The sequence below is a fragment of the Streptomyces sp. SAI-170 genome, from assembly GCF_049739565.1.
Taxonomy (GTDB): Bacteria; Actinomycetota; Actinomycetes; order Streptomycetales; family Streptomycetaceae; genus Streptomyces.
This window is the reverse complement of the sequence record NZ_JBMGQD010000001.1, coordinates 7,676,722-7,695,675: the sequence shown is the minus strand read 5'-3', so window position 1 is coordinate 7,695,675 and position 18,954 is coordinate 7,676,722. Positions and strand designations below refer to the sequence as shown.

The 18,954-nt window shown below is 73.3% G+C and carries 18 protein-coding genes; 8 read left to right on the top strand and 10 right to left on the bottom strand.

All coding sequences use genetic code 11. The features are described 5' to 3' along the window. Positions 1 to 16: 16 nt before the first annotated feature. Positions 17 to 472 carry an ATP-binding protein gene (locus RKD23_RS34555; RefSeq protein ID WP_424857284.1) on the bottom strand — a complete coding sequence of 152 codons (456 nt, stop codon included), beginning with the start codon at positions 470 to 472 and terminating at the stop codon, positions 17 to 19. Positions 473 to 563: 91 nt separating this feature from the next. Continuing rightward, complete coding sequence (locus RKD23_RS34550; protein ID WP_424857283.1) at positions 564 to 1,682, bottom strand: DUF6777 domain-containing protein; 1,119 nt, start codon at positions 1,680 to 1,682, stop codon at positions 564 to 566. Between the two features lie 190 nt (positions 1,683 to 1,872). Between RKD23_RS34550 and RKD23_RS34545 the strand changes: the two genes are divergently transcribed. Continuing rightward, a complete protein-coding gene (locus RKD23_RS34545; RefSeq protein ID WP_424857282.1) occupies positions 1,873 to 3,135 on the top strand; it encodes a streptophobe family protein in 1,263 nt (420 codons plus the stop codon). A gap of 65 nt (positions 3,136 to 3,200) precedes the next feature. Here RKD23_RS34545 and RKD23_RS34540 read toward each other — a convergent pair whose 3' ends face one another. The 5 genes from RKD23_RS34540 to mgrA form a co-directional block, all read right to left on the bottom strand. Further along, complete coding sequence (locus RKD23_RS34540; protein ID WP_424857281.1) at positions 3,201 to 4,175, bottom strand: serine/threonine-protein kinase; 975 nt, start codon at positions 4,173 to 4,175, stop codon at positions 3,201 to 3,203. Next, entirely contained in the window at positions 4,165 to 4,788 is a 624-nt protein-coding gene (locus RKD23_RS34535) for a hypothetical protein (RefSeq protein WP_424857280.1), read from the bottom strand. Before RKD23_RS34535 ends, RKD23_RS34540 begins: the two co-directional genes overlap by 11 nt. Before the next feature lie 6 nt (positions 4,789 to 4,794). Next, positions 4,795 to 7,143, bottom strand: a complete 2,349-nt coding sequence (locus RKD23_RS34530; RefSeq protein WP_424857279.1) for an FHA domain-containing protein — start codon at positions 7,141 to 7,143, stop codon at positions 4,795 to 4,797. 58 nt (positions 7,144 to 7,201) lie between these two features. Continuing rightward, positions 7,202 to 7,612, bottom strand: coding sequence for a hypothetical protein (locus RKD23_RS34525; protein WP_424857278.1), 411 nt, complete (start codon positions 7,610 to 7,612; stop codon positions 7,202 to 7,204). 200 nt (positions 7,613 to 7,812) lie between these two features. After that, the gene (mgrA, locus tag RKD23_RS34520) at positions 7,813 to 8,805 is read right to left on the bottom strand and encodes an L-glyceraldehyde 3-phosphate reductase (protein WP_424857277.1); all 993 of its coding nucleotides are present in this window, start codon (positions 8,803 to 8,805) and stop codon (positions 7,813 to 7,815) included. 120 nt (positions 8,806 to 8,925) lie between these two features. On the opposite strand from mgrA, the gene RKD23_RS34515 reads away from it, so the two are divergent. Continuing rightward, positions 8,926 to 9,819, top strand: coding sequence for a LysR family transcriptional regulator (locus RKD23_RS34515; RefSeq protein WP_424857276.1), 894 nt, complete (start codon positions 8,926 to 8,928; stop codon positions 9,817 to 9,819). Between the two features lie 17 nt (positions 9,820 to 9,836). Continuing rightward, positions 9,837 to 10,346: a mycothiol transferase gene (locus RKD23_RS34510; protein ID WP_424857275.1), complete on the top strand. Its 510-nt coding sequence runs from the start codon at positions 9,837 to 9,839 to the stop codon at positions 10,344 to 10,346. On the opposite strand, the gene RKD23_RS34505 is transcribed toward RKD23_RS34510, so the two are convergent. Beyond that, positions 10,334 to 11,398 (bottom strand): adenosine deaminase, encoded by a 1,065-nt coding sequence (locus RKD23_RS34505; RefSeq protein ID WP_424857274.1) that lies wholly within the window; start codon positions 11,396 to 11,398, stop codon positions 10,334 to 10,336. The genes RKD23_RS34510 and RKD23_RS34505 overlap by 13 nt on opposite strands. A 47-nt stretch (positions 11,399 to 11,445) precedes the next feature. Further along, positions 11,446 to 11,838, bottom strand: a complete 393-nt coding sequence (locus RKD23_RS34500; RefSeq protein ID WP_404038581.1) for a VOC family protein — start codon at positions 11,836 to 11,838, stop codon at positions 11,446 to 11,448. A gap of 270 nt (positions 11,839 to 12,108) precedes the next feature. Between RKD23_RS34500 and RKD23_RS34495 the strand changes: the two genes are divergently transcribed. From RKD23_RS34495 to sph, 3 genes are all read left to right on the top strand, one after another. Then, positions 12,109 to 12,525 (top strand): ester cyclase, encoded by a 417-nt coding sequence (locus RKD23_RS34495; protein ID WP_424857273.1) that lies wholly within the window; start codon positions 12,109 to 12,111, stop codon positions 12,523 to 12,525. Positions 12,526 to 13,492: 967 nt separating this feature from the next. Further along, positions 13,493 to 13,951 carry a pyridoxamine 5'-phosphate oxidase family protein gene (locus tag RKD23_RS34490; protein ID WP_424857272.1) on the top strand — a complete coding sequence of 153 codons (459 nt, stop codon included), beginning with the start codon at positions 13,493 to 13,495 and terminating at the stop codon, positions 13,949 to 13,951. A gap of 140 nt (positions 13,952 to 14,091) precedes the next feature. After that, a complete protein-coding gene (gene sph / locus RKD23_RS34485) occupies positions 14,092 to 15,081 on the top strand; it encodes a sphingomyelin phosphodiesterase (protein WP_424857271.1) in 990 nt (329 codons plus the stop codon). On the opposite strand, the gene RKD23_RS34480 is transcribed toward sph, so the two are convergent. Then, entirely contained in the window at positions 15,054 to 15,974 is a 921-nt protein-coding gene (locus RKD23_RS34480) for an aldo/keto reductase (RefSeq protein WP_424857270.1), read from the bottom strand. The genes sph and RKD23_RS34480 overlap by 28 nt on opposite strands. A gap of 120 nt (positions 15,975 to 16,094) precedes the next feature. Between RKD23_RS34480 and RKD23_RS34475 the strand changes: the two genes are divergently transcribed. Together RKD23_RS34475 and RKD23_RS34470 are read left to right on the top strand one after the other, a co-directional pair. Next, positions 16,095 to 17,390 carry a PQQ-binding-like beta-propeller repeat protein gene (locus RKD23_RS34475; protein ID WP_424857269.1) on the top strand — a complete coding sequence of 432 codons (1,296 nt, stop codon included), beginning with the start codon at positions 16,095 to 16,097 and terminating at the stop codon, positions 17,388 to 17,390. A gap of 114 nt (positions 17,391 to 17,504) precedes the next feature. Further along, positions 17,505 to 18,887, top strand: a complete 1,383-nt coding sequence (locus RKD23_RS34470) for a cryptochrome/photolyase family protein (protein WP_424858403.1) — start codon at positions 17,505 to 17,507, stop codon at positions 18,885 to 18,887. Positions 18,888 to 18,954: the final 67 nt, after the last annotated feature.

Below are 18,954 nucleotides of genomic sequence, written 5' to 3'. Positions count from 1 at the left end.
CGAACTCCGCGGGGGCTCACGCCGTGACGAGGTCCAGCACCGCGCGGACCCGCTTGCCGACGGGGACGCGTTCCGCGGAGACCTCCGCCGCGAGGGCGTGGACTATCTCCAGGCCGTGCCGACCGACGCGCTCCGGGTCGCGGGGGAAGCGCAGGGGCAGTGCGGCGCTGCTGTCGTACACGCACACCGAGACCTCGTCGTCGGTGCCCTCCAGCTCCAGGATGTACGGGCCGTTGCTGTGCCGGTCGGCGTTGGTGACCAGCTCGCTCACCACGAGGAGCACGGCGCCCTCGGTGCGCTCGTCGATACCGGCGCACCACTCGGTCCTGAGCCGCTCGAGGAAGGCCGCCGTGAAGGCCCGTGCCTCGGCGATGCATCCCGGCTCGCCCGTGTAGTGCGCCGCCCGCCGCAAGGGCTCGACGGGCACGTCGAAGCCGGTGGGCATGACTGTGTCGTCCCGGTGCTCGATCATCCGTTTCTCTCTCCGAGGCCGGCCTGGCCGGATACTGCTGCATCATGCTCGTACCCAGTCGGCGGCGCGGCAGTCCCCGCGGGTGGTGAACCTAACGCCGACCCGTCTGCATGGCCAGGGGCCCCGCGGGGGACGGGGGCTCGGAGGAGGGCGGCTCGGAGCTCGGGGGCTCGGGGGAAGGGGGTTGCGAGGACGGGGGCTCGGAGCTGGTGGACGGCGAGGAGGGAGGCGTCGAGGTCGGTGTGGAGACGCTCGCCGAGGGGGTCGAGTCGTCGGGCGGCCGGTCGGCCTTCTCGTCCTGGTGGCCGGTGTCGCCCTTGTGGCGGTTGATCCACTCGTCGTGGTCGGGGTCGTAGATGACGAAGACGGTGATCACGACCGGCGCGGGGTTGACCATCACCACGTTCGAGGAGCGGTACGACGCCCAGGAGTCGCCGGTGCGCCGCGGGGTGCCCTGGAGGGGGACCGGCGGGGTGAGCGGGTTGCCGCAGGCGCAGCGCACCCGGGGCACGCCGCGACCGTCGACCAGGACGGCGGTGCCGGTCTGCAGGACGGCCTGGTAGGCGGTGGCGGCGCCGTCCCGGTAGCCGTGGTTGGTGACGCGGGTGTCCATGCGCAGCTGCACGGGTGTGAGCGAGCGCAGATACGCGGGGACGCCGGAGGCGTCGACGCCGGCGACGGACGCGAAGGCCCGGTTCTTGGGCGGCGCTGCCTGCAGCGCTCTGATCTGTTTCTCCACGTCGCAGGTGGAGACGTTGCGGGTGCCGCCGTAGAGCCCGGGGGCGCCGCCGTCGACGCCACGCACGGCGTTGGAGGGGACGGACTCGGTGGCCGGCGAGGGGGTGACCGGGGGCGCGGAGCTGTCGGTGGCCGTGGAGTCGGTGAACGGGTCGGGGCCGGACTTGCCGGCGGCCTGGAGGAAGACCTCGCCGCGGGTGCCGGAGCCGTCGTCGGGGCGGGTCAGGACCACCGCCACCACCACCGCGGCCACCACGACGGCGGCGAGCAGGGCCATCCGCGGCACGGACCGCCACCAGGGCCGGCGCGGTTCCGGCGCCGCCCCGCCACCGCCGGACGGCTCGGACGGCGGGCCCGAGGGCGGCTGCGAGGGAGGGGGCGAGGGCGGACCCGAAGGCGGTTGTCCGGGGCCCGAGAGCGGGCCGGAGGGGGGTCCTGTGGGGCGGCCGGACGACGGTGGTTCGACGCTCACGGGCCCTTCTTCCCGGCGACGACCGCATACGGAATCGCCGCCTTCTACCGCTTCGGGCGTATTGCTCTCATTGTGTGCGCCGGTCCGGCCGGCCCGCCAAGCGAACGGCAGATGTGAGCAAAACCCCTCGGCGGACGCGGACGGACCTCCCGGCAGGCGCTTCCCGCGGGGCCTGCTTAGCGTGGCAAGGGTGAGCCCCCCGACCCCCTCCGACCAGGCAGTCGCCCGTCACGGCTGGGTACAGGCCGGTGTCGCCGTGCTGCTCGCGACGGTCGCCATGGGCGTCACCGCGGCCCTGGGCCTGTGGGCCGCCGGAGCCGCCGACCTCCCGGAGGGGGCGTTCCCGCGGGTGACCGCGGCGACCCTCGTCACGGCCGTCGGCGGCACGATCGAACTGTCCGGGAACGCCGGAGTACTGGCCGAGTCCTCCGCCGGGCTGACCGTGATCCCGCTGTCCGTCACCCTCGTGGGCGCGCTGGTGCTCGCCGCCGGCTTTCTTCGGCCGCTGCGGCATCGGGCCGTGGCCGGCGGGTGGGAGCTGGCCGGCTGGGCCGCCCGGTTCGCCGTGCTGTGGCTGGTCGTGCTGCTCGCGCTGTCCTTCGGCGCGCGCCGGACCTTCGTGATCCCGCTGGGCGAGGGCACGCTGGCCGACCTCGGCGATGTGTTCGGCATCTCGCCCGAGGTGGGCTTCGAGACCGCGCTGCTGCCCACGCTGTTCTTCGGCCTGCTGTGGCTGGCCGGGGTCCTGGTCCTGGCGTTGCTGGTGTCCAGCGGGGCGCCGCTGCCGGGCAGGGTGCTGCGCTTCCGGACGTCCGTGCGCCCGGCCGCGTACGCGATGGTCCTGCTCCTGCTGGCGTACGTGGCCCTCGGCGTCGTCATCGGGCTGGTCGTCACCGTGACCCGGGGGCATGCCGCCGAGACGCTCGCGGTGATCCTGCTCGGTCTGCCGAACCTGGTGTGGCTGACGCTGACCATCGGGCTCGGCGCGACCTGGAACGGCCGGGTGGAGGGGCCGTTCGGGCTGCCGATGCCGCACGTCCTGGACCAGGTGCTGCGCTCCGACGAGACGGCCGACCTCAACCTGTCCACGCTCGCCGAGTACGACGGGCGGGTGTGGTGGCTGGTCGCGGTCGACGCCGTCCTCCTCCTGGCGGCCGCCTTCGTGATGGCGACCCGCTCCCCCGCCCGCGTCCGCGCCTGGCAGCACGCCCTGCACATGGCCGTCGCCCTCGCCCTGACCGTCCTCATGATCTGCCTGGTCGGCCGCGTCTCCGCCCACTACGGCCTCTCGGTCCTCGGCATCGGAGACCTGGGCGGCGATCTGGGCGGCGACCTCTTCCTGCGCCCCCGGCTGTGGCAGGCCCTGGGCCTGGCCCTGTTGTGGGGGCTGGTGACCGGCTTCCTGGGCGCGCTGACGGCACGTGGAGTGAGAAGACGGGGAGAGCTGCAGTAGGCCTCTTGGGGGCGCGGGGAACGGCGCGACCGACCGCGACGAACGCGAGGACGCCATACGGCGGATCACGGCGGACGCGGTGCGAACACAGGCGAAGCCCACGGCGGAGGCGCCTTTACGGCATTGCGCTCCACCACCCGAGTCGGCGGATGGTCCCCCTGCACGCCGACAGCGACAGCCCGCAGGGCCGCCACGAACGCGAGGCAGGACCCGTACCGGTCATCAGGCCTCTTCGCGAGCGCCTTGGCGAACACAGGGTCGAGCCCGGAGGGCAACCCGGGCCGAGCCTGTGTGACCGGCGGAGCCTCGTCGTACTGGTGGGCCCACAGCAGAGCCATGTCGTCGTCGCGCCGGAACGGCGGCCGCCCGCTGAGCACCTCGTACACCACGCAGGCGAGCCCGTACACGTCGCAGCGCCCGTCGACCGGCCGCCCGGAGATCTGCTCGGGCGCCACGTAGTCCAGCGTGCCGACGAACTGCCCGACGGTGGTGAACCCGGTCAGCGACAGCGACTTCTTCGTCAGTCCGAAGTCGGTGAGGTACACGTGCTCGGGATGGTCGCTGTCGGTGCCGCGCGCGACGAGGATGTTGCCCGGCTTGACGTCCCGATGCACCAGGCCGTGCTCATGGGCGGCGTCCAGGGCGGAGGCGACCTGCGCGGCGATCCGCAGCGCGGCGGGCAGCGGCAGCGGCCCCTCGCGGTCCAGGAGGTGGCGCAGGTCGCTGCCGGAGACGTACCGCATGGCGATGTACAGCACTCCGTCGGTCTCCCCCGCCTCGAAGACGGGCACGATGTGCGGATGGTCGAGGGCGGCGGCCACCCGCGACTCATGGGTGAAGCGCCGGCGGAAGGTGTCGTTGCGGGCCAGCTCCGGCGCCAGCAGCTTCAGCGCGACCGTGCGCTCCAGCCGCAGATCACGGGCCCGGTAGACGACGGCCATGCCGCCCCGGCCGATCTCGGCCTCGATGCGGTAGCCGGCGACCCGGCGGCCGATCAGCTCGGAGGGCCGGCCGGAGAAGGGGCCGGTGTCACGGGCCATCAGGCGTCACGACCTGGGTGGGCGCGTGGCCGTCGTCCCCGGCGACGACCTGCGTGGGCGTGTAGCCGTCGTCCCCGGCGACCACCTCGGTGGGCGCGGGCCCCTCGGGACCGGGGCTCGGGGCGGCCCGCCGTGGGCCCTCGTCGGTGGCGTAGGTGGCCTGACGGACGCCCTCGCCGTACACCCACCGCCCCTGCTCGGTGTCGTACAGCCACACCGACTCCCCGTCCACCACGATCCCGGCCCGCAGGCCACGGGTGCGGGCCGCGAAGGCCTCGCCGTCCAGCGTGCCGACGGCCAGCTCCTCGACGGCGGCCCGGTAGCGGGCGAGCGTCTGCTCGGCGCGGGCCAGCAGCGGTCGCGGGTCGGCGGTGGCGTCGGGCGGCCCGGTCAGCGGCGGGTCCTGCGGTACGACGACCAGGAGGCGGCCGTCGACCCAGGCGGACCAGCCGTTGGAGCACAGGACGTGGCCCCAGTCGCCGCTCCGCTCCAGGAGCTGGACGGGGAGCAGCGGGTCCAGGGGCACGGTGGGACGGGCCGGGTCGGGGGCCTCCCAGGCGGGCATGCCGTCGCCCGGGACGACATGCGTGGGCCGGAAACCGGGGGTCGTCATCGGCGCCTACTTCCGCATCACGACGGGTTCCTGCCGGCGCAGCAGCCGGGAGACGACGTAGCCGAAGAGCGCCGACAGCACCAGCAGCATGCCGATGTTCAGCAGCCACACCCCGGCCGAGTGCTCGAACAGTGGGTCGGAGGTGAGGTCGCCGGACACGATCCGGGCCAGCTGGATGGTGCCGGCCATCGCGCCGAGCGCCCAGCGGGAGGGCACCAGCCAGGACAGCTGCTCAAGGCCGGGCACTCCGTCGAGCTTCAGCAGGGCGCCGCAGAAGACGACTTGGACGATGGCGAGCAGCACCAGCAGCGGCATCGTCACCTCTTCCTTGCGCACCAGCGCGGAGACCACCAGGCCGAGCATCATCGCGGTGAACGCCAACAGGGCGACGGCGACGGTGATCTCGGCCAGCGGCGGCAGCAACACGCCTTCGTCGCGTGGCGCGTTGAGGTCGACGCCCAGCAGCGCCACCAGGGTGAGCACGACGGCCTGGAGGACCGTGATCGTGCCGAGGACGATCACCTTGGACATGAGGTAGGCGGATCTGGACAGGCCGACGGCTCTCTCACGCCGGTAGATCACGCGCTCCTTGACGAGTTCGCGCACGGCGTTGGCCGCGCCGGTGAGGACGCCGCCGACGCACAGGATGAGCAGCGCGTTCATGGCGGTGTCGCGGGTCAGTTCGCCGCCGGCCAGGGCGCGGGCCATGGCGCCCATCACGAACGGCAGGGCGATCATGATGGCGAGGAAGGTGCGGTCGGCGCTCAGGGCCGCGGTGTAGCGGCGTACGAGGGTGCCGAGCTGGGCGTTTCGGCTGCGTGGCTTCGGCGGCGGGGCGATGATCACCGGCCCAGAGCGGGGCACGCGGGGCTGGGCGCTGGCGTCGGCGACATAGCGCCGGTGCTGGAGCGAGGCGCGGTAGGTGCCGGCCCAGTCGCGGTCCTGGTCGTGCTCGAAGGACTCGAAGGCCTCGGGCCACTCGGCGTGCCCGAAGAAGGCGAGGGCCTCCTCGGGCGGGCCGTAGTAGGCGATCCGGCCGCCGGGGGCGAGCACCAGCAGGCGGTCGCAGACGTCGAGGCTGAGGACGCTGTGGGTGACGACGATGACGGTGCGGCCGTCGTCGGCGAGGCCGCGCAGCATGTGCATCACCGAGCGGTCCATGCCGGGGTCGAGCCCGGAGGTCGGCTCGTCGAGGAAGAGCAGGGACGGCTTCGTCAGCAGCTCCAGGGCGACGCTGACGCGCTTGCGCTGGCCGCCGGAGAGGCTGTGCACGGGCTGGGCGGCGCGCTGCTCCAGGCCCAGTTCCCGGATGACCTCGTCCACCCGGGCGCGGCGCTCGGCCTTGGCGGTGTCCTGCGGGAAGCGCAGTTCGGCGGCGTAGGCGAGGGCGCTGCGGACGGTGAGCTGGGCGTGCAGGATGTCGTCCTGCGGGACGAGGCCGATGCGCTGGCGCAGCTCGGCGTAGTCGCGGTAGAGGTCGCGGCCGTCGTACAGGACGGTGCCGTGGTCGGCGGGGCGCTGGCCGGTGAGGGCGTTGAGCAGGGTGGACTTGCCGGCGCCGCTCGGGCCTACGACGGCCAGCAGGCACTTCTCCCCGACGGGGAAGGACACATGGTCGAGGAGGGTCTTGCGGCCGTGGTCGACGGCGACGGTGAGGTCCTGGACGTCGAGGGAGACCTCGCCGGTGTCGACGTATTCCTGGAGCTGGTCGCCGACCAGGCAGAACGCGGAGTGGCCGATGCCGATGACGTCGCCGGGGCCGACGGGGGCGCTGGTGACGGGGCGGCCGTTGAGGTACGTGCCGTTGTGGCTGCCGAGGTCGGCGATCTCGTAGCCGCCGTCGGGCAGGGCGCGCAGCTCGGCGTGGCGGCGGGAGACGACGAGGTCGTCGATGACGAGGTCGCTGTCGGCGGCGCGCCCGATGCGCACGGTGCGGGCGGGCAGCGGGCGGACGCTGGTGGGCTGCCGGAAGGTGCCGGTGGCACCGGGCCGGGAGACCGCGGCGATCATGGAGGGGCGCTCGGGGGCGGGCGGGACGCTGCCGAGGATGAGGGCGCGGGGGCCGTCGGAGGGGCTGCCGAAGCGGATCTCGCTGCCGGGGCCGATGTCCCGCTCCAGGACAGGGCGTCCGTCGGCCCAGGTGCCGTTGGTGCTGTGCTCGTCCTCGATCGTCCAGTGGTCGCCCGCCGGGTGCAGGACCGCGTGGTGCCAGGAGACGCGGGCGTCGTCGATGACGATGTCGCACAGGGGGTCGCGGCCCACGTGGTAGTCGCGGCCCGGGCTCATCACCGTGGAGCCCCAGTCGGTCTCCAGCACGAGTTCGGGCGCAGTCGACGCGACCGGCCGCTCCGCCATGCCAGAATTCTACCGATACGTCCATTCGTGCGCCTGGGCTGCGGGGCCCGGTGGCCGGCTAGGCCACGGGCATGACCAGGGCGGGGCCGGTCCGCTGCATGCGCAGGGCGTCGACGGACTCGGCGAGCAGTTCGTACTCGGTGGTCTCGTCGCTCGCGGCGATGCGCACCAGCCGGCCGGCGGCCAACTCGTCGGCACACAACTCCTGTTGGCCGGGGTCTGCGCACCAGGCGCGCAGCAGCTGGGGGACGTCGGGCACGGTGTCCGCGACCGGCACCAACGCGCTGGGGGGTAAGTGCCCCGCCTCGGGGTCGGGGTCGAGCCGCTCGGCGATCCAGGAGGCCCGGTCGCGCAGCCACCACAGGGCCAGCGCCAGAGTGGGCGCCCGGTAGGTGCCGAGCGGGACTCCGATACGCCGGCCGTCGCAGACTCCGTACGCGGTGACATGGCACAGGAATTCGTCGTGCACGATCCACTCCCCCGATGTGCTCAGCAGCCGGTGGGGCCTCGCTCTCGTGCGGCTCGGGGCGGTGAACTGCCCACTGAGGTCGAGTATCTTCACTCTTGAACCACTGTCACCATGTCTTTCCAGCCAGTCTCCTGGCATATTCACGGCCCGAGTTGGCCGAAAGGCGCGGGGGCCGCGCCCGCCGCGCCTTTCGGTGGAATTCAGGGGGCGACGACCTCGTCGATCCGGGCCAGTTCCTCCGCGTCGAAGTCGAGGTTGCCGATGGCGGCCACGCTGTCCTCGAGCTGGCGCGCGCTGGACGCGCCGACCAGCGCCGAGGTCACCCGGCCGCCGCGCAGCACCCAGGCGAGGGCGAGCTGGGCCAGCGTCTGCCCGCGGGACTTGGCGATGTCGTCCAGGGCGCGCAGCCGGGCCACCAGGTCCTCGGTGACGGCGTCGCGGTTCAGGAAGGGGCTGTCGCTCGCGGCCCGGGAGTCCTCCGGGATGCCGTCCAGGTAGCGGCCGGTGAGCAGGCCCTGCTCCAGCGGGGAGTAGGCGATGGAGCCGACCTGGAGCTCGTCGAGCGCGTCCAGCAGGCCCTCGTCCTCCGGGCGCCGGTCCAGCATCGAGTAGCGCGGCTGGTGGATCAGCAGCGGGGTGCCCAGGTCGGCGAGGATGCGGGCGGCCTCGCGGGTCTGCTCGGCGGAGTAGTTGGAGACGCCGACGTAGAGCGCCTTGCCCTGCTGCACCGCGGAGTGCAGGGCGCCCATCGTCTCCTCCAGCGGAGTCTCCGGGTCGAAGCGGTGCGAGTAGAAGACGTCGACGTAGTCCAGGCCCAGCCGCTTCAGGCTCTGGTCGAGCGAGGACAGCAGGTACTTGCGCGAGCCCCACTCGCCGTACGGGCCGGGCCACATCAGATAGCCGGCCTTGGTCGAGATCACCAGCTCGTCGCGGTACGGCGCGAAGTCGGTCTTCAGGAACTCGCCGAGGGCCGCTTCGGCGGCGCCGGGCGGCGGGCCGTAGTTGTTGGCCAGGTCGAAGTGGGTGACGCCGAGGTCGAAGGCGCGGCGCAGGATCGCGCGCTGCGTCTCGACCGGGCGGTCGGGGCCGAAGTTGTGCCACAGGCCCAGCGACAGCGCGGGCAGCTGCAGGCCGCTGCGTCCGGTGCGCCGGTAGGGCATGTCCGTGTAGCGGTCGGGGTGTGCGGTGTACAACGCGACTCCTGGCATGGGAGGGGTCATGAGAGGGGTGAGCCGCATCCCACTCTTCCCTGACCTGCGGGCAGTGGTCCAACAGAAGAATCCGATGGGATTGAGCGGATAGGCTGCTCAATCATGGAACTGCGCCATCTCCAGCACTTCGTCGCGGTCGCCGAGGACCAGCACTTCACCCGGGCCGCCGAACGGCTCATGGTGTCCCAGTCGGGCCTGTCCGCGTCCATCCGGGCGCTGGAGCGGGAGCTGCGGGCGCCGCTGTTCGTCCGTACCACCCGACGGGTGACGCTGACCGAGGCCGGGCGGGCGCTGCTGGGCGAGGCCGAGCGGATCCTGGCGCAGGTGCGGGCCGCGCACGAGGCGGTGGCCGCGGTGCAGGGCGTGCTGCGTGGCACGCTCGCGCTGGGCACCGAGCAGTGCATCGCCGGGGTGCACGCGGCGGCGCTGCTGGCCGCGTTCCGGGGGCGGCACCCGGACGTGGAGATCCGGCTGCGGCAGTCCGGCTCCCTCGCCCTGGCCGAGGAGGTCGCCGCCGGGCGGTTGGACCTGGCCTTCGCCTACCGCACCCGCGACGACTCCGACCAGCTGCGCTCGGTGTCCCTGGCGGGCGAGCCGATGACCCTGCTGTGCCATCCGGAGCATCCGCTGGCCTCGGCCGGTCCGGCCGTCGCGCCGCACGACCTGGCCGGCGAGGTCTTCGTCGACTTCCACCCCGACTGGGGCCCGCGCCGGGCCACCGACGCCGCGTTCGCCGGGGCGGGGGTGCGCCGCACGGTCGGCCTGGAGGTGAACGACGTGCACACGCTGCTGGACCTGGTGGACGAGAACCTGGGCGTGGCCGCCGTACCGCGGCACTTCCGGCACAAGCGCGAGTCGCTGGCCGCCGTACCGCTGAAGGGCACGGCCGAGGTGGTCTACGAGACGGTGGCCCTGCTGCCGCCCCCGCAGGCGACCAGCCCGGCGGCGCGGGCGCTGATGGAGCTGCTCGACGCCGGGGCGCACGACTGCGGGTGATGCGCGATGGTGGACCCATGCATGCCAAGGACATCCTCATCGACGGATTCGGCCGCATCCAGGAAGAGGTCCACGCCTGCGTCGAGGGCCTCGGCCCCGACGAGCTGGCCGCCCGCCCCGCCGACGGCGCCAACTCCGTCGCCTGGCTCGTCTGGCATCTCACCCGCGTCCAGGACGACCACATCGCCGACGCCTTCGGCCTGGACCAGGTGTGGCTCGCCCAGGACTGGAGCAAGAAGTTCGGCCTCGGCCTGCCGCCCCGCGACACCGGGTACGGCCACAGCTCCGCCAAGGTCGCCAAGGTGCGGGTCGACTCGGCGGAGCTGCTGACCGGGTACTACGACGCCGTGCACGCGCAGTCCCTGGAGTGTCTGCGCGCGCTGGCCGCCAAGGACCTGGAGCGGGTCGTGGACGAGAACTGGGACCCGCCGGTCACGCTGGGCGTACGGCTGGTGAGCGTCCTGTCCGACGACCTTCAGCACGTCGGACAGGCAGCGTATGTGCGCGGGCTGCTTCAGAGCGCGTAGCCGGGCAGGACGACGTCCTCGATGAGGGCCTTGCGCTCGTCGAACGGGATGAACGCGCTCTTGACGGCGTTCACCGTGACCGTGCGCAGGTCCTCCAGGCCCCAGCCGGCCTGCTCGACCAGCAGGGACATCTCGCGGGTCATCGTGGTGCCCGACACGAGACGGTTGTCGGTGTTGAGGGTGACCCGGAAGCCGAGGTCCTTCAGGGCGGTGATGGGGTGCTCGGCGATGGAGGTGGCGGCGCCGGTCTGGAGGTTGGAGGTGGGGCACATCTCCAGGGCGATCCGGCGGTCGCGGACCCAGCCGGCCAGGCGGCCGAGCTTGCCGTCGACTATGTCGTCGGTGATGCGCACGCCATGGCCGAGGCGCTGGGCGCCGCAGATCTGGAGGGCCTGGTGGATGCTGGACAGGCCGTCCGCCTCACCGGCGTGGATGGTGAAGGGGACGCTCTCGCGGCGCAGGTGCTCGAAGGCCTCGAGGTGGTCGGCGGCCGGGAAGCCGGCCTCGGCACCGGCGATGTCGAAGCCGACGACGCCGGCGTCACGGAAGGCCACCGCGAGGTCGGCGGCCTCGCGGACGCGGTCGAACATCCGCATGCCGCACAGCAGCGTGCCGACCCGGACGGGCGTACCGGCCGCGGCGGCCTTCGCCATGCCCGCCGCGAGACCCTCCTGCACGGTCTCGACGACCTCGGCGAGGGCCAGGCCGCCGTTGGTGTTCAGCTCGGGGGCGTAGCGCACCTCGGCGTAGACGACGCCGTCCGCGGCGAGGTCCAGCACGTACTCCTCGGCGGTGCGCAGCAGGCCCTCGCGGGTCTGCATCACGGCGAGGGTGTGCTCGAAGGTGGCGATGTAGCGGACCAGGTCACCGGAGTTGGCGGCCTCGAAGTACCAGGCGGCCAGCTCGTCGGGGTCGGTCGTCGGCAGGGTGTGCCCGACCTCCTGGGCGAGCTCGACGACCGTGGCGGGGCGCAGGCCTCCGTCGAGGTGGTCGTGCAGGACGGCCTTGGGGAGGCGGCGGATCACATCAGCGTCTACGCGCGTAGCACTCATGGCAGGGCTTTCCTTGGAGCGGGGTTGTTCGGGGGTGGGAGGAGGGCTCAGCCGGCGGGCTGGAGCAGGTCCCAGCGGTTGCCGTAGAGGTCCTGGAAGACGGCGACCGACCCGTACGGCTCGTGCCGCGGCTCCTCCAGGAAGTGCACACCGGCCGCGAGCATCCGGGCGTGGTCGCGGGCGAAGTCGTCCGTGTACAGGAAGAACCCGACCCGCCCGCCGGCCTGGTCCCCGACCCGGGCCCGCTGCGCCTCACCCTTCGCCCGAGCGAGCAGCAGCCCCGTGCCGGGTGCCCCCGCGTCGGGCTCCACGACGACCCATCGCGAGCCGTCACCGCGCGGGGTGTCCTCGACGAGCCGGAAGCCGAGGGCCTCGGTGTAGAAGCGGATGGCCTCGTCGTAGTCGTCGACGACCAGGGTGACCAGGGCGAGGCGCTTCATCGGAACCTTTCGGGGAGGCCGGGAGGTGGGCGGGCCGGGGGCCGGTTGACGCACGAGGTTATACGTAAAACGTAGCGCATGCCAGTCCTGCGGGGAGGGGGTGTGACGCAGGAGACGGTCCCGGTGTCCGCAGTGCCGGTGGAGTGAAGCCGACGGGGCACCCGCGCGGCGCCCCGGCCGCGACGCGACCTGCTCGGAGATGCTGTCCGGCGAAGAGCGGGTGCCGTCGGGAAGGGCGGCTCCCACCGGCACCGACGAGGAGATGGACACGTGTCTGCCGAGACCAACAAGGCGCTGGTACGCCGATTCTTCGAGGAAGTGCTCAACGGGCGGAACCTGGAGGTCATCGACGAGCTGGTCGCGACGGACTACCAGGAGCACGACCCGTTCCCCGGGCAGCGTGAGGGGCGTGAGGGGCTGAAGGATCGCATGACCATGCTCATCGAGGGGCTGGCACCCACGTTCACCATCGACGACCTCATCGCCGAGGGGGACCGCGTCGTCATCCGCTGGACCAACAACGCGACTCACTCCGGGACCTTCCTGGGCATCCCCCCGACGGGACGCTCATGCCGCTTCGCCGGAATCGACATCTTCCGCATGGACGACGATCGGCTCGCCGAGCACTGGCACGTGGTCGACCAGCTGTCGATGCTCCAGCAGCTGGAGCTGCTTCCGTCGTCCTGACGTCCGGGTCGCGTCTCGGTGATCACGCTTGGCGGAGGGGGAGACCGTCCCTGGCCCCGGCCTTCGGCGACTCGGGCCATGGTGTGCGGCCTGGCCGCGGAGGCGGACCTCCACTCCGGTCCTGGTCGGGGGCGGGCGCTGCGAGTGGCGAACGAGGACCGGGCCGCGACCTCAGGCCGGCGGTGAACCGAGGCACCGCCGGACGAGCAACGACCGGGCCCCGGACGACCAGGCGCCCGGGCAACAGACACCCTCGCGACAACCGCAAGCCCGCCCACCCGAAGCATCGCGGGACCGGCTGCACCAGCCCGGGCGACGCACCGCCCGGCGCGGGGCCGAGGCCGCGGGAGTAGGCCCTCGAGTCACGGCGGGCCGGGCGCGGTGGGCGGGTCTCGCGACAGGCGGCGGAGAACCAGGCAGTGCCCAGTAACCCACGGGACAGCCGACCGCCAGACCCCTGCCGAGATTCAAGCCCCGCCCCCCGAAGCACCTCCCCGGACCGGCAGCCATGCCCACGACCGAGACCGCGGGCATGGCCCGCAGAACCACGGCGGCACGGACGCGGTGGGCCGACGCCGCGCGACGCGACGGAGGACCGGGCAGCGGCGCGCCGGGGACGAGCCGGACGAGCAACGGCCGGCCGCCACGGGACCTGGCACGGGACCAGGCACGGGCGGCCGGCACGGGACCAGGCGCGGGCGGTCGGCACGGGACCAGGCGCGGGCGGTCGTCAGTCGCAGCGGAGACCCTGGCGATAACCGCACGCCCCAGCTCCCCCGAAGCAACGCCGACCGGCAGCCATCAGCCAGACCAAGACCACGACCCCGGGCCGGAGCAGAGGGCCACGAGAGCGCAAGGTCCGCAGCACCGGGCAGGCCGCCCGATGACACACGCCCCCGGTCCTAGGCCCCCTGACGTAGTCCCGCAGCCCCAGGTGGAACCCCGTACGGGTCGGTAGCGTCGGGGCATGAAGATCGACAAGGGGCCTCGGGCTGCCGGGGAGCGTATGCGGGATGTGCTGGGGCGGCTGGAGCGGGAGACGGACGTCTGGGTGGCGTCGGCGGACGGGGCGGGGGTGCCGTATCTGGTGCCGTTGTGGTTCGCGTGGGACGGGGCCGATGTGTGGCTGGCGACGCGGCCGGGGAATCCGACCGGGCGCAATCTGAGGGCGGGCCGGCGGGCGCGGCTGGCGCTCGGGGACACACGGGACGTCGTGCTGATCGACGGCGAGGTGGAGGTGTTCTCCGCGCGGGAGGTGCCGTCGGCGGCGGCCGAGGTGTTCGCGGGGAAGCACGGCTGGGATCCGCGCTCGGAGCGGGCGGCGTATGCCTACTACCGGGTGCGGCCGGTCGAGGTGCAGGCCTGGTGCGAGGTGCGCGAGCTGCCGCAGCGGACGCTCATGCGGGACGGGGCGTGGCTCGTGTGACGACCCCGGGCACCGCAGCCCCGGGCGACACCCTCGTACTTCTGCCCGACATCCATTTACCGCAAGGTAGTTACCTGGGAGTAGCTCCAGGTGGTTTCATGTGCGGCGCCACTCAACCCCCTACACCGCAGGGAGATCCAGTGACGCACTCCGCACTGCGCCGCACCCAGGGCGCAGCCGTGCTCGCGTTCACGCTTGCCGCCGCCGGTCTCGCGGGCGCGACGCCGACCGCGTCGGCCGCCGAGCAGGCACCGCCGCCGCTGAGGGTTCTGACGTACAACGTCTTCCTCTTCAGCAAGAGCCTCTACCCCAACTGGGGCCAGGACCACAGGGCTTCGGAGATCGCGAAGGCTCCCTTCGTCGCGGGCAACGACGTCGTGGTCTTCCAGGAGGCGTTCGACAACTCCTCGTCGGACGCGCTCAAGAGCTCCCTGGCGGGCCGGTACCCGTACCAGACCCCGGTGGTCGGCCGGAGCACGTCCGGCTGGAACGCCACGGGCGGGGCGTACTCCTCCACCACGCCGGAGGACGGCGGCGTCACGATCCTCAGCAAGTGGCCGATCCTGCGCAAGGAGCAGTACGTCTACAAGGACGCCTGCGGCGCCGACTGGTGGTCCAACAAGGGCTTCGCGTACGTCGTGCTCGACGTGAACGGCAGCCGGGTGCACGTGGTCGGCACGCACGCCCAGTCGACCGACCCGGGGTGCGACCCCGGTGAGGCGGCCGCCATGCGCAGCCGGCAGTTCCGGGCGATCGACGCGTTCCTGGACGCCAAGAACATCCCCGCGAGCGAACAGGTGCTGGTGGCGGGCGACTTCAACGTCGACTCGCGCAGCTCCGAGTACGCCTCGATGCTCGCCGACGGCGGCCTCGTGGGTGCCGACGCGCGCACCGGGCACCCGTACTCCTTCGACACGCAGGACAACTCCATCGCCCACGAGCGCTACCCGAACGACCCTCGCGAGGACCTGGACTATGTCCTGCACCGGGCGGGGCACGCCCGCCCGGCGGTGTGGAAGAACGACGTGGTCAAGGAGCAGAGCGCGCCCTGGACGGTGTCGAGCTGGGGTACGTCCTACACGTACACCAACCTCTCCGACCACTACCCCGTGACCGGCTTCACGGGCTGAGCCCTTCTGAGGGCGTCGAGCCGCTGCACCTCCTCGTCGGTGAGGTGCAGCGCGCCGGCCGCGACGTTCTGGGCCAGGTGCGCGGGGTTGCCGGTGCCGGGGATGGCCAGGACGTGCGGGCCCCGGCTCAGCGTCCAGGCGAGCCGGACCTGGGCGGGGCTCGCCCCGTGCGCGTCGGCGACCTCGCGGACGGCCTCGTCGTGGGCGGTGGTCGCGCCGCGCGGACCGGCCGCGCCGGCGATGGAGTAGAACGGCACGAAGGCGATGCCCTGTTCGCCGCAGATCCGCGGCAACTCCTCGGTGAGCGGGTCGACATGGTCGAGCGCGTACCGGTTCTGCACGCTGACCACCGGCGCGATGGCCTGCGCCTCGGCCAGGTGGCGGGGTTCGACGTCGGACAGGCCGAGATGGCGGATCAGTCCGGCCTCGCGCAGTTCGACGAGGGCGCCGAAGTGCTCGGCCACCGACTCCTGGCCCATCCGGCGCAGATACACCAGGTCGAGATGGTCGCGGCCGAGCTGGCGCAGGTTCTCCTCGACATGGCCGCGCAGTTCCTCCGGGCGGGCCGAAGTGGCCCACTCCCCCGCGTAGTTGCGGAAGGGGCCGACCTTGGTCGCGATCAGCAGGTCGGCGGCGTACGGCGACAGGGCGCTGTTGATCAGCTCGTTCGCCGAGCGCAGCCGTGAGAAGTAGAACGCGGCCGTGTCGATGTGGTTCACGCCGAGTTCGACGGCCCTGCGCAGGACGGCGATCGCGCGGTCGCGGTCGCTCGGGGTGCCGTGGTGGAAGGCGGCGCTGCCGGTCAGGCGCATCGCGCCGAAGCCGATGCGGTGGACGGTCAGGTCGCCGAGGGTCCAGGTGCCCGCGGCGGCCGCGGTGATCTCGCTGGTCATCAGCGGAGTCTCGCACGGACCTGGTCAACGGCCCTGCATCGGATAGCAGTTCGACTACAGGCCCATCACGAATGACTCCCGGGGCGGCCGTCGCGGGCGGTGGCGCTCCTACCGTGAGGCGTGGCCGATGTGAGGCAGTTCCTGCGCAGGGTGCTCGCGGTGTGCGTGAGCGGGGTGGCGGTCGCCGGGTGTTTCGCTCCGCAGCCGCCGGACTTCGGGGACGGCGAGTCGATGCCCGAGGAGGTGTTCCGGGTGCCGTTGCCGGTGCGGCCCGGGGCCGACGGCACCTGGGCGCTGCGCGATGCGGACCTGCTCGGTGAGGGCCGTACCGTGGTGCGGCTCGGCGCCGACGGGTCGGTGCGGTGGCGGCTGCGGCTCCCGGACGACCTCGCCCTGACCTCCCGTACGCCCGGCGATCCGCACTCCGCGCTCTCCCCGTCCGTCCTGGTCGGCGGACGGCCCGGGCGCTCCGGCCCGGCGTCGGTCGCGGGCCTGGACGTCGAGCGCGGGGCACTGACCTGGCGGCAGGCCCTGCCGGCCGGCAGCCGCGTCTTCCGCTACGGCGGCGTGGTGGTCACGGCCGTCTGCGAGGGGTCCGAGTCCTGCCGTCTGACCGGGCTCCAGGTCCGGTCCGGGCAGCGCCTGTGGTCGCGCACGGTGCCGGGGCGGGTGCTGGACGGCTGCCGGGCCGACGCGCTCGGCGGGGAGCCGGCCGAGCGCTGTCTGCCGCATGTGGTGACTGCGTCCCGTGTCGGCGCCGTCGACCCGGAGGACGGCTCCCTGCAGTGGACGGAGGGCGTGCGGCCCCCGGCGGGTGCGGTCGTCGACCGGATCGCCGTGGTCGGCGAGCGGACGGTCCTGGTCACCGCGCCCGCCGAGGGCACGTGCCGCAGCCTCGCCGTCGGCGGCTCGACGTACTACGACCGCGGCTGGCGGACGGCGTTCGTGTGGGACCAGCCGCAGGCGCGCCGCGACCCGCGCACCGGCTGCCGCTGGGACCGGCGTGTCCCGCTCGTCGTCGGATTCTGGCTGGTCCTGCCCGACGCACGGGGCGCCCGCGTGATGCAGCCCTCCCTGGGACCGCTGCGCCGGACCCATCGGCTGGCACCCGGCGAGTACCTGGTCGGCAACGGCTCCGACCAGGAGATCGTGCGCGCCGCCGGCCGCCCCGACCGTCTGCTGTTCCCCTCCACGATCCCCGCCTACGACCGTCCCCGCCCCGAGGGGCTCGGCCCGGCCGCACAGCACGTGACCGGCGACTTCTGGCAGGACGGCACCCGCCTCGCCCTCCTCTCCTACGACGGTCGGGTGCGCTGGGAGACCCGCTCGGACTGCCGGGCCCGGCCGACCGCCCGCAAGGCCGGCCCGGTCACCTACTGCGACGGCACGGAGCTGGTCCGGCTGGGTCCGGCGTGAGGGACGAGGCGCGCCTGGCCCCGCGTCTCCAGGAGAGCGGGACGGGAACCGTGTGCGGGGGAAGGATCTCCTGTCCCGTCCGTGCCCGACGCATCCGCTCCGGAGCTGCACGCCATGAACGTCTCCGTCGTCCTGTTCACCGCCGACCCCCGGGTCCACGACCACCCGCCGCTGTGGGCGGCCCTGCACGGTGGCGCCCGTGCGGTGGTGCCGCTGTTCGTGCGGGACCGTGCCGTGGCCGGGGCCGGTTTCGCGGCACCGAACCGGCTGGCGTTCCTCGCCGACTGCCTGCGCGATCTCGGCGCGAGCCTGCGCGCGCGGGGTGGCCGGCTCGTCGTGCGGTCCGGTGAGCCGGTGGAGCAGGTGTGCCGGGTCGTCGTCGAGGCGGGGGCCGGCGAGGTGCACATGGCGGCCGACGTCAGCGCGTACGCCCAGCGCCGGGAGGGGCTGCTGCGGCGGGCCCTGGAGGCGGAGGGTGTGCGGCTGCACGTGCACGACACGGTGACCGGGGCCGTGGCTCCCGGTGCACTGACCCCGGCGGCCAAGGACCACTTCGCGGTCTTCACGCCGTACTTCCGCCGCTGGTCGCAGCAGCGGCCGCGCGACCCGCTCGGCGCGCCCCGCACCGTGCGGGTGCCGGACGGCGTCGGGTCGGAGGAGCCGCCCGCCCGCGCGGACGTCCCCGGGGTGTCGCCGGGGCTGGCCCGGGGCGGCGAGACGGAGGGCAGGAGACGGCTCACGGCGTGGCTGCGCGGCGGCCTCGGCGCGTACCAGGACCGGCACGACGACCTGGCGGGCGACGCCACCTCCCGGCTGTCGCCGCATCTGCACTTCGGCACGCTGTCCGCGGTCGAAGTCGTGCACCGGGCCCGCGCGGCGGGCGGCGCGGGCGCCGAGGCGTTCGTACGGCAGCTCGCCTGGCGCGACTTCCACCGGCAGGTCCTCGCGGCGCGCCCGGCCACGGCCGGTGCCGACTACCGGTCCCGGCAGGACCACTGGCGTCCGGAGCGGGACGCGGGCGGCGACGTCGAGGCGTGGCGGGAGGGCCGTACCGGCTACCCGGTCGTCGACGCGGCGATGCGGCAGCTGCGGCACGAGGGCTGGATGCACAACCGCGGCCGCCTGCTCACCGCGAGCTTCCTCGCCAAGACCCTCTACGTGGATTGGCGGGTGGGCGCCCGGCACTTCCTGGACCTGCTGGTCGACGGGGACGTCGCCGCCAACCAGCTGAACTGGCAGTGGGTCGCGGGCACCGGCACCGACACCCGGCCCAACCGGGTCCTCAACCCCCTCGCGCAGGCACGGCGGTTCGACCCCGACGGGGCCTATGTACGGCGCTGGGTGCGGGAGTTGGCCGAGGTCGAGGGGTCCGCGGTGCACGAGCCGTGGAAGCTGGGCGGCCGGGACCGGGCCGCGGCGGCGTATCCCGACCCGATCGTCAGCCTGCCGGATGCTCTGGCCCGGTTCCGGCGGGCCCGTGGACTGGACCAGTCCTGAAGAGCCGCGGGGCGCCGGCCCAGGGGGCCGCCGCGCGGGCCGGGCGAGCCCACCTGTGCGCCATCTC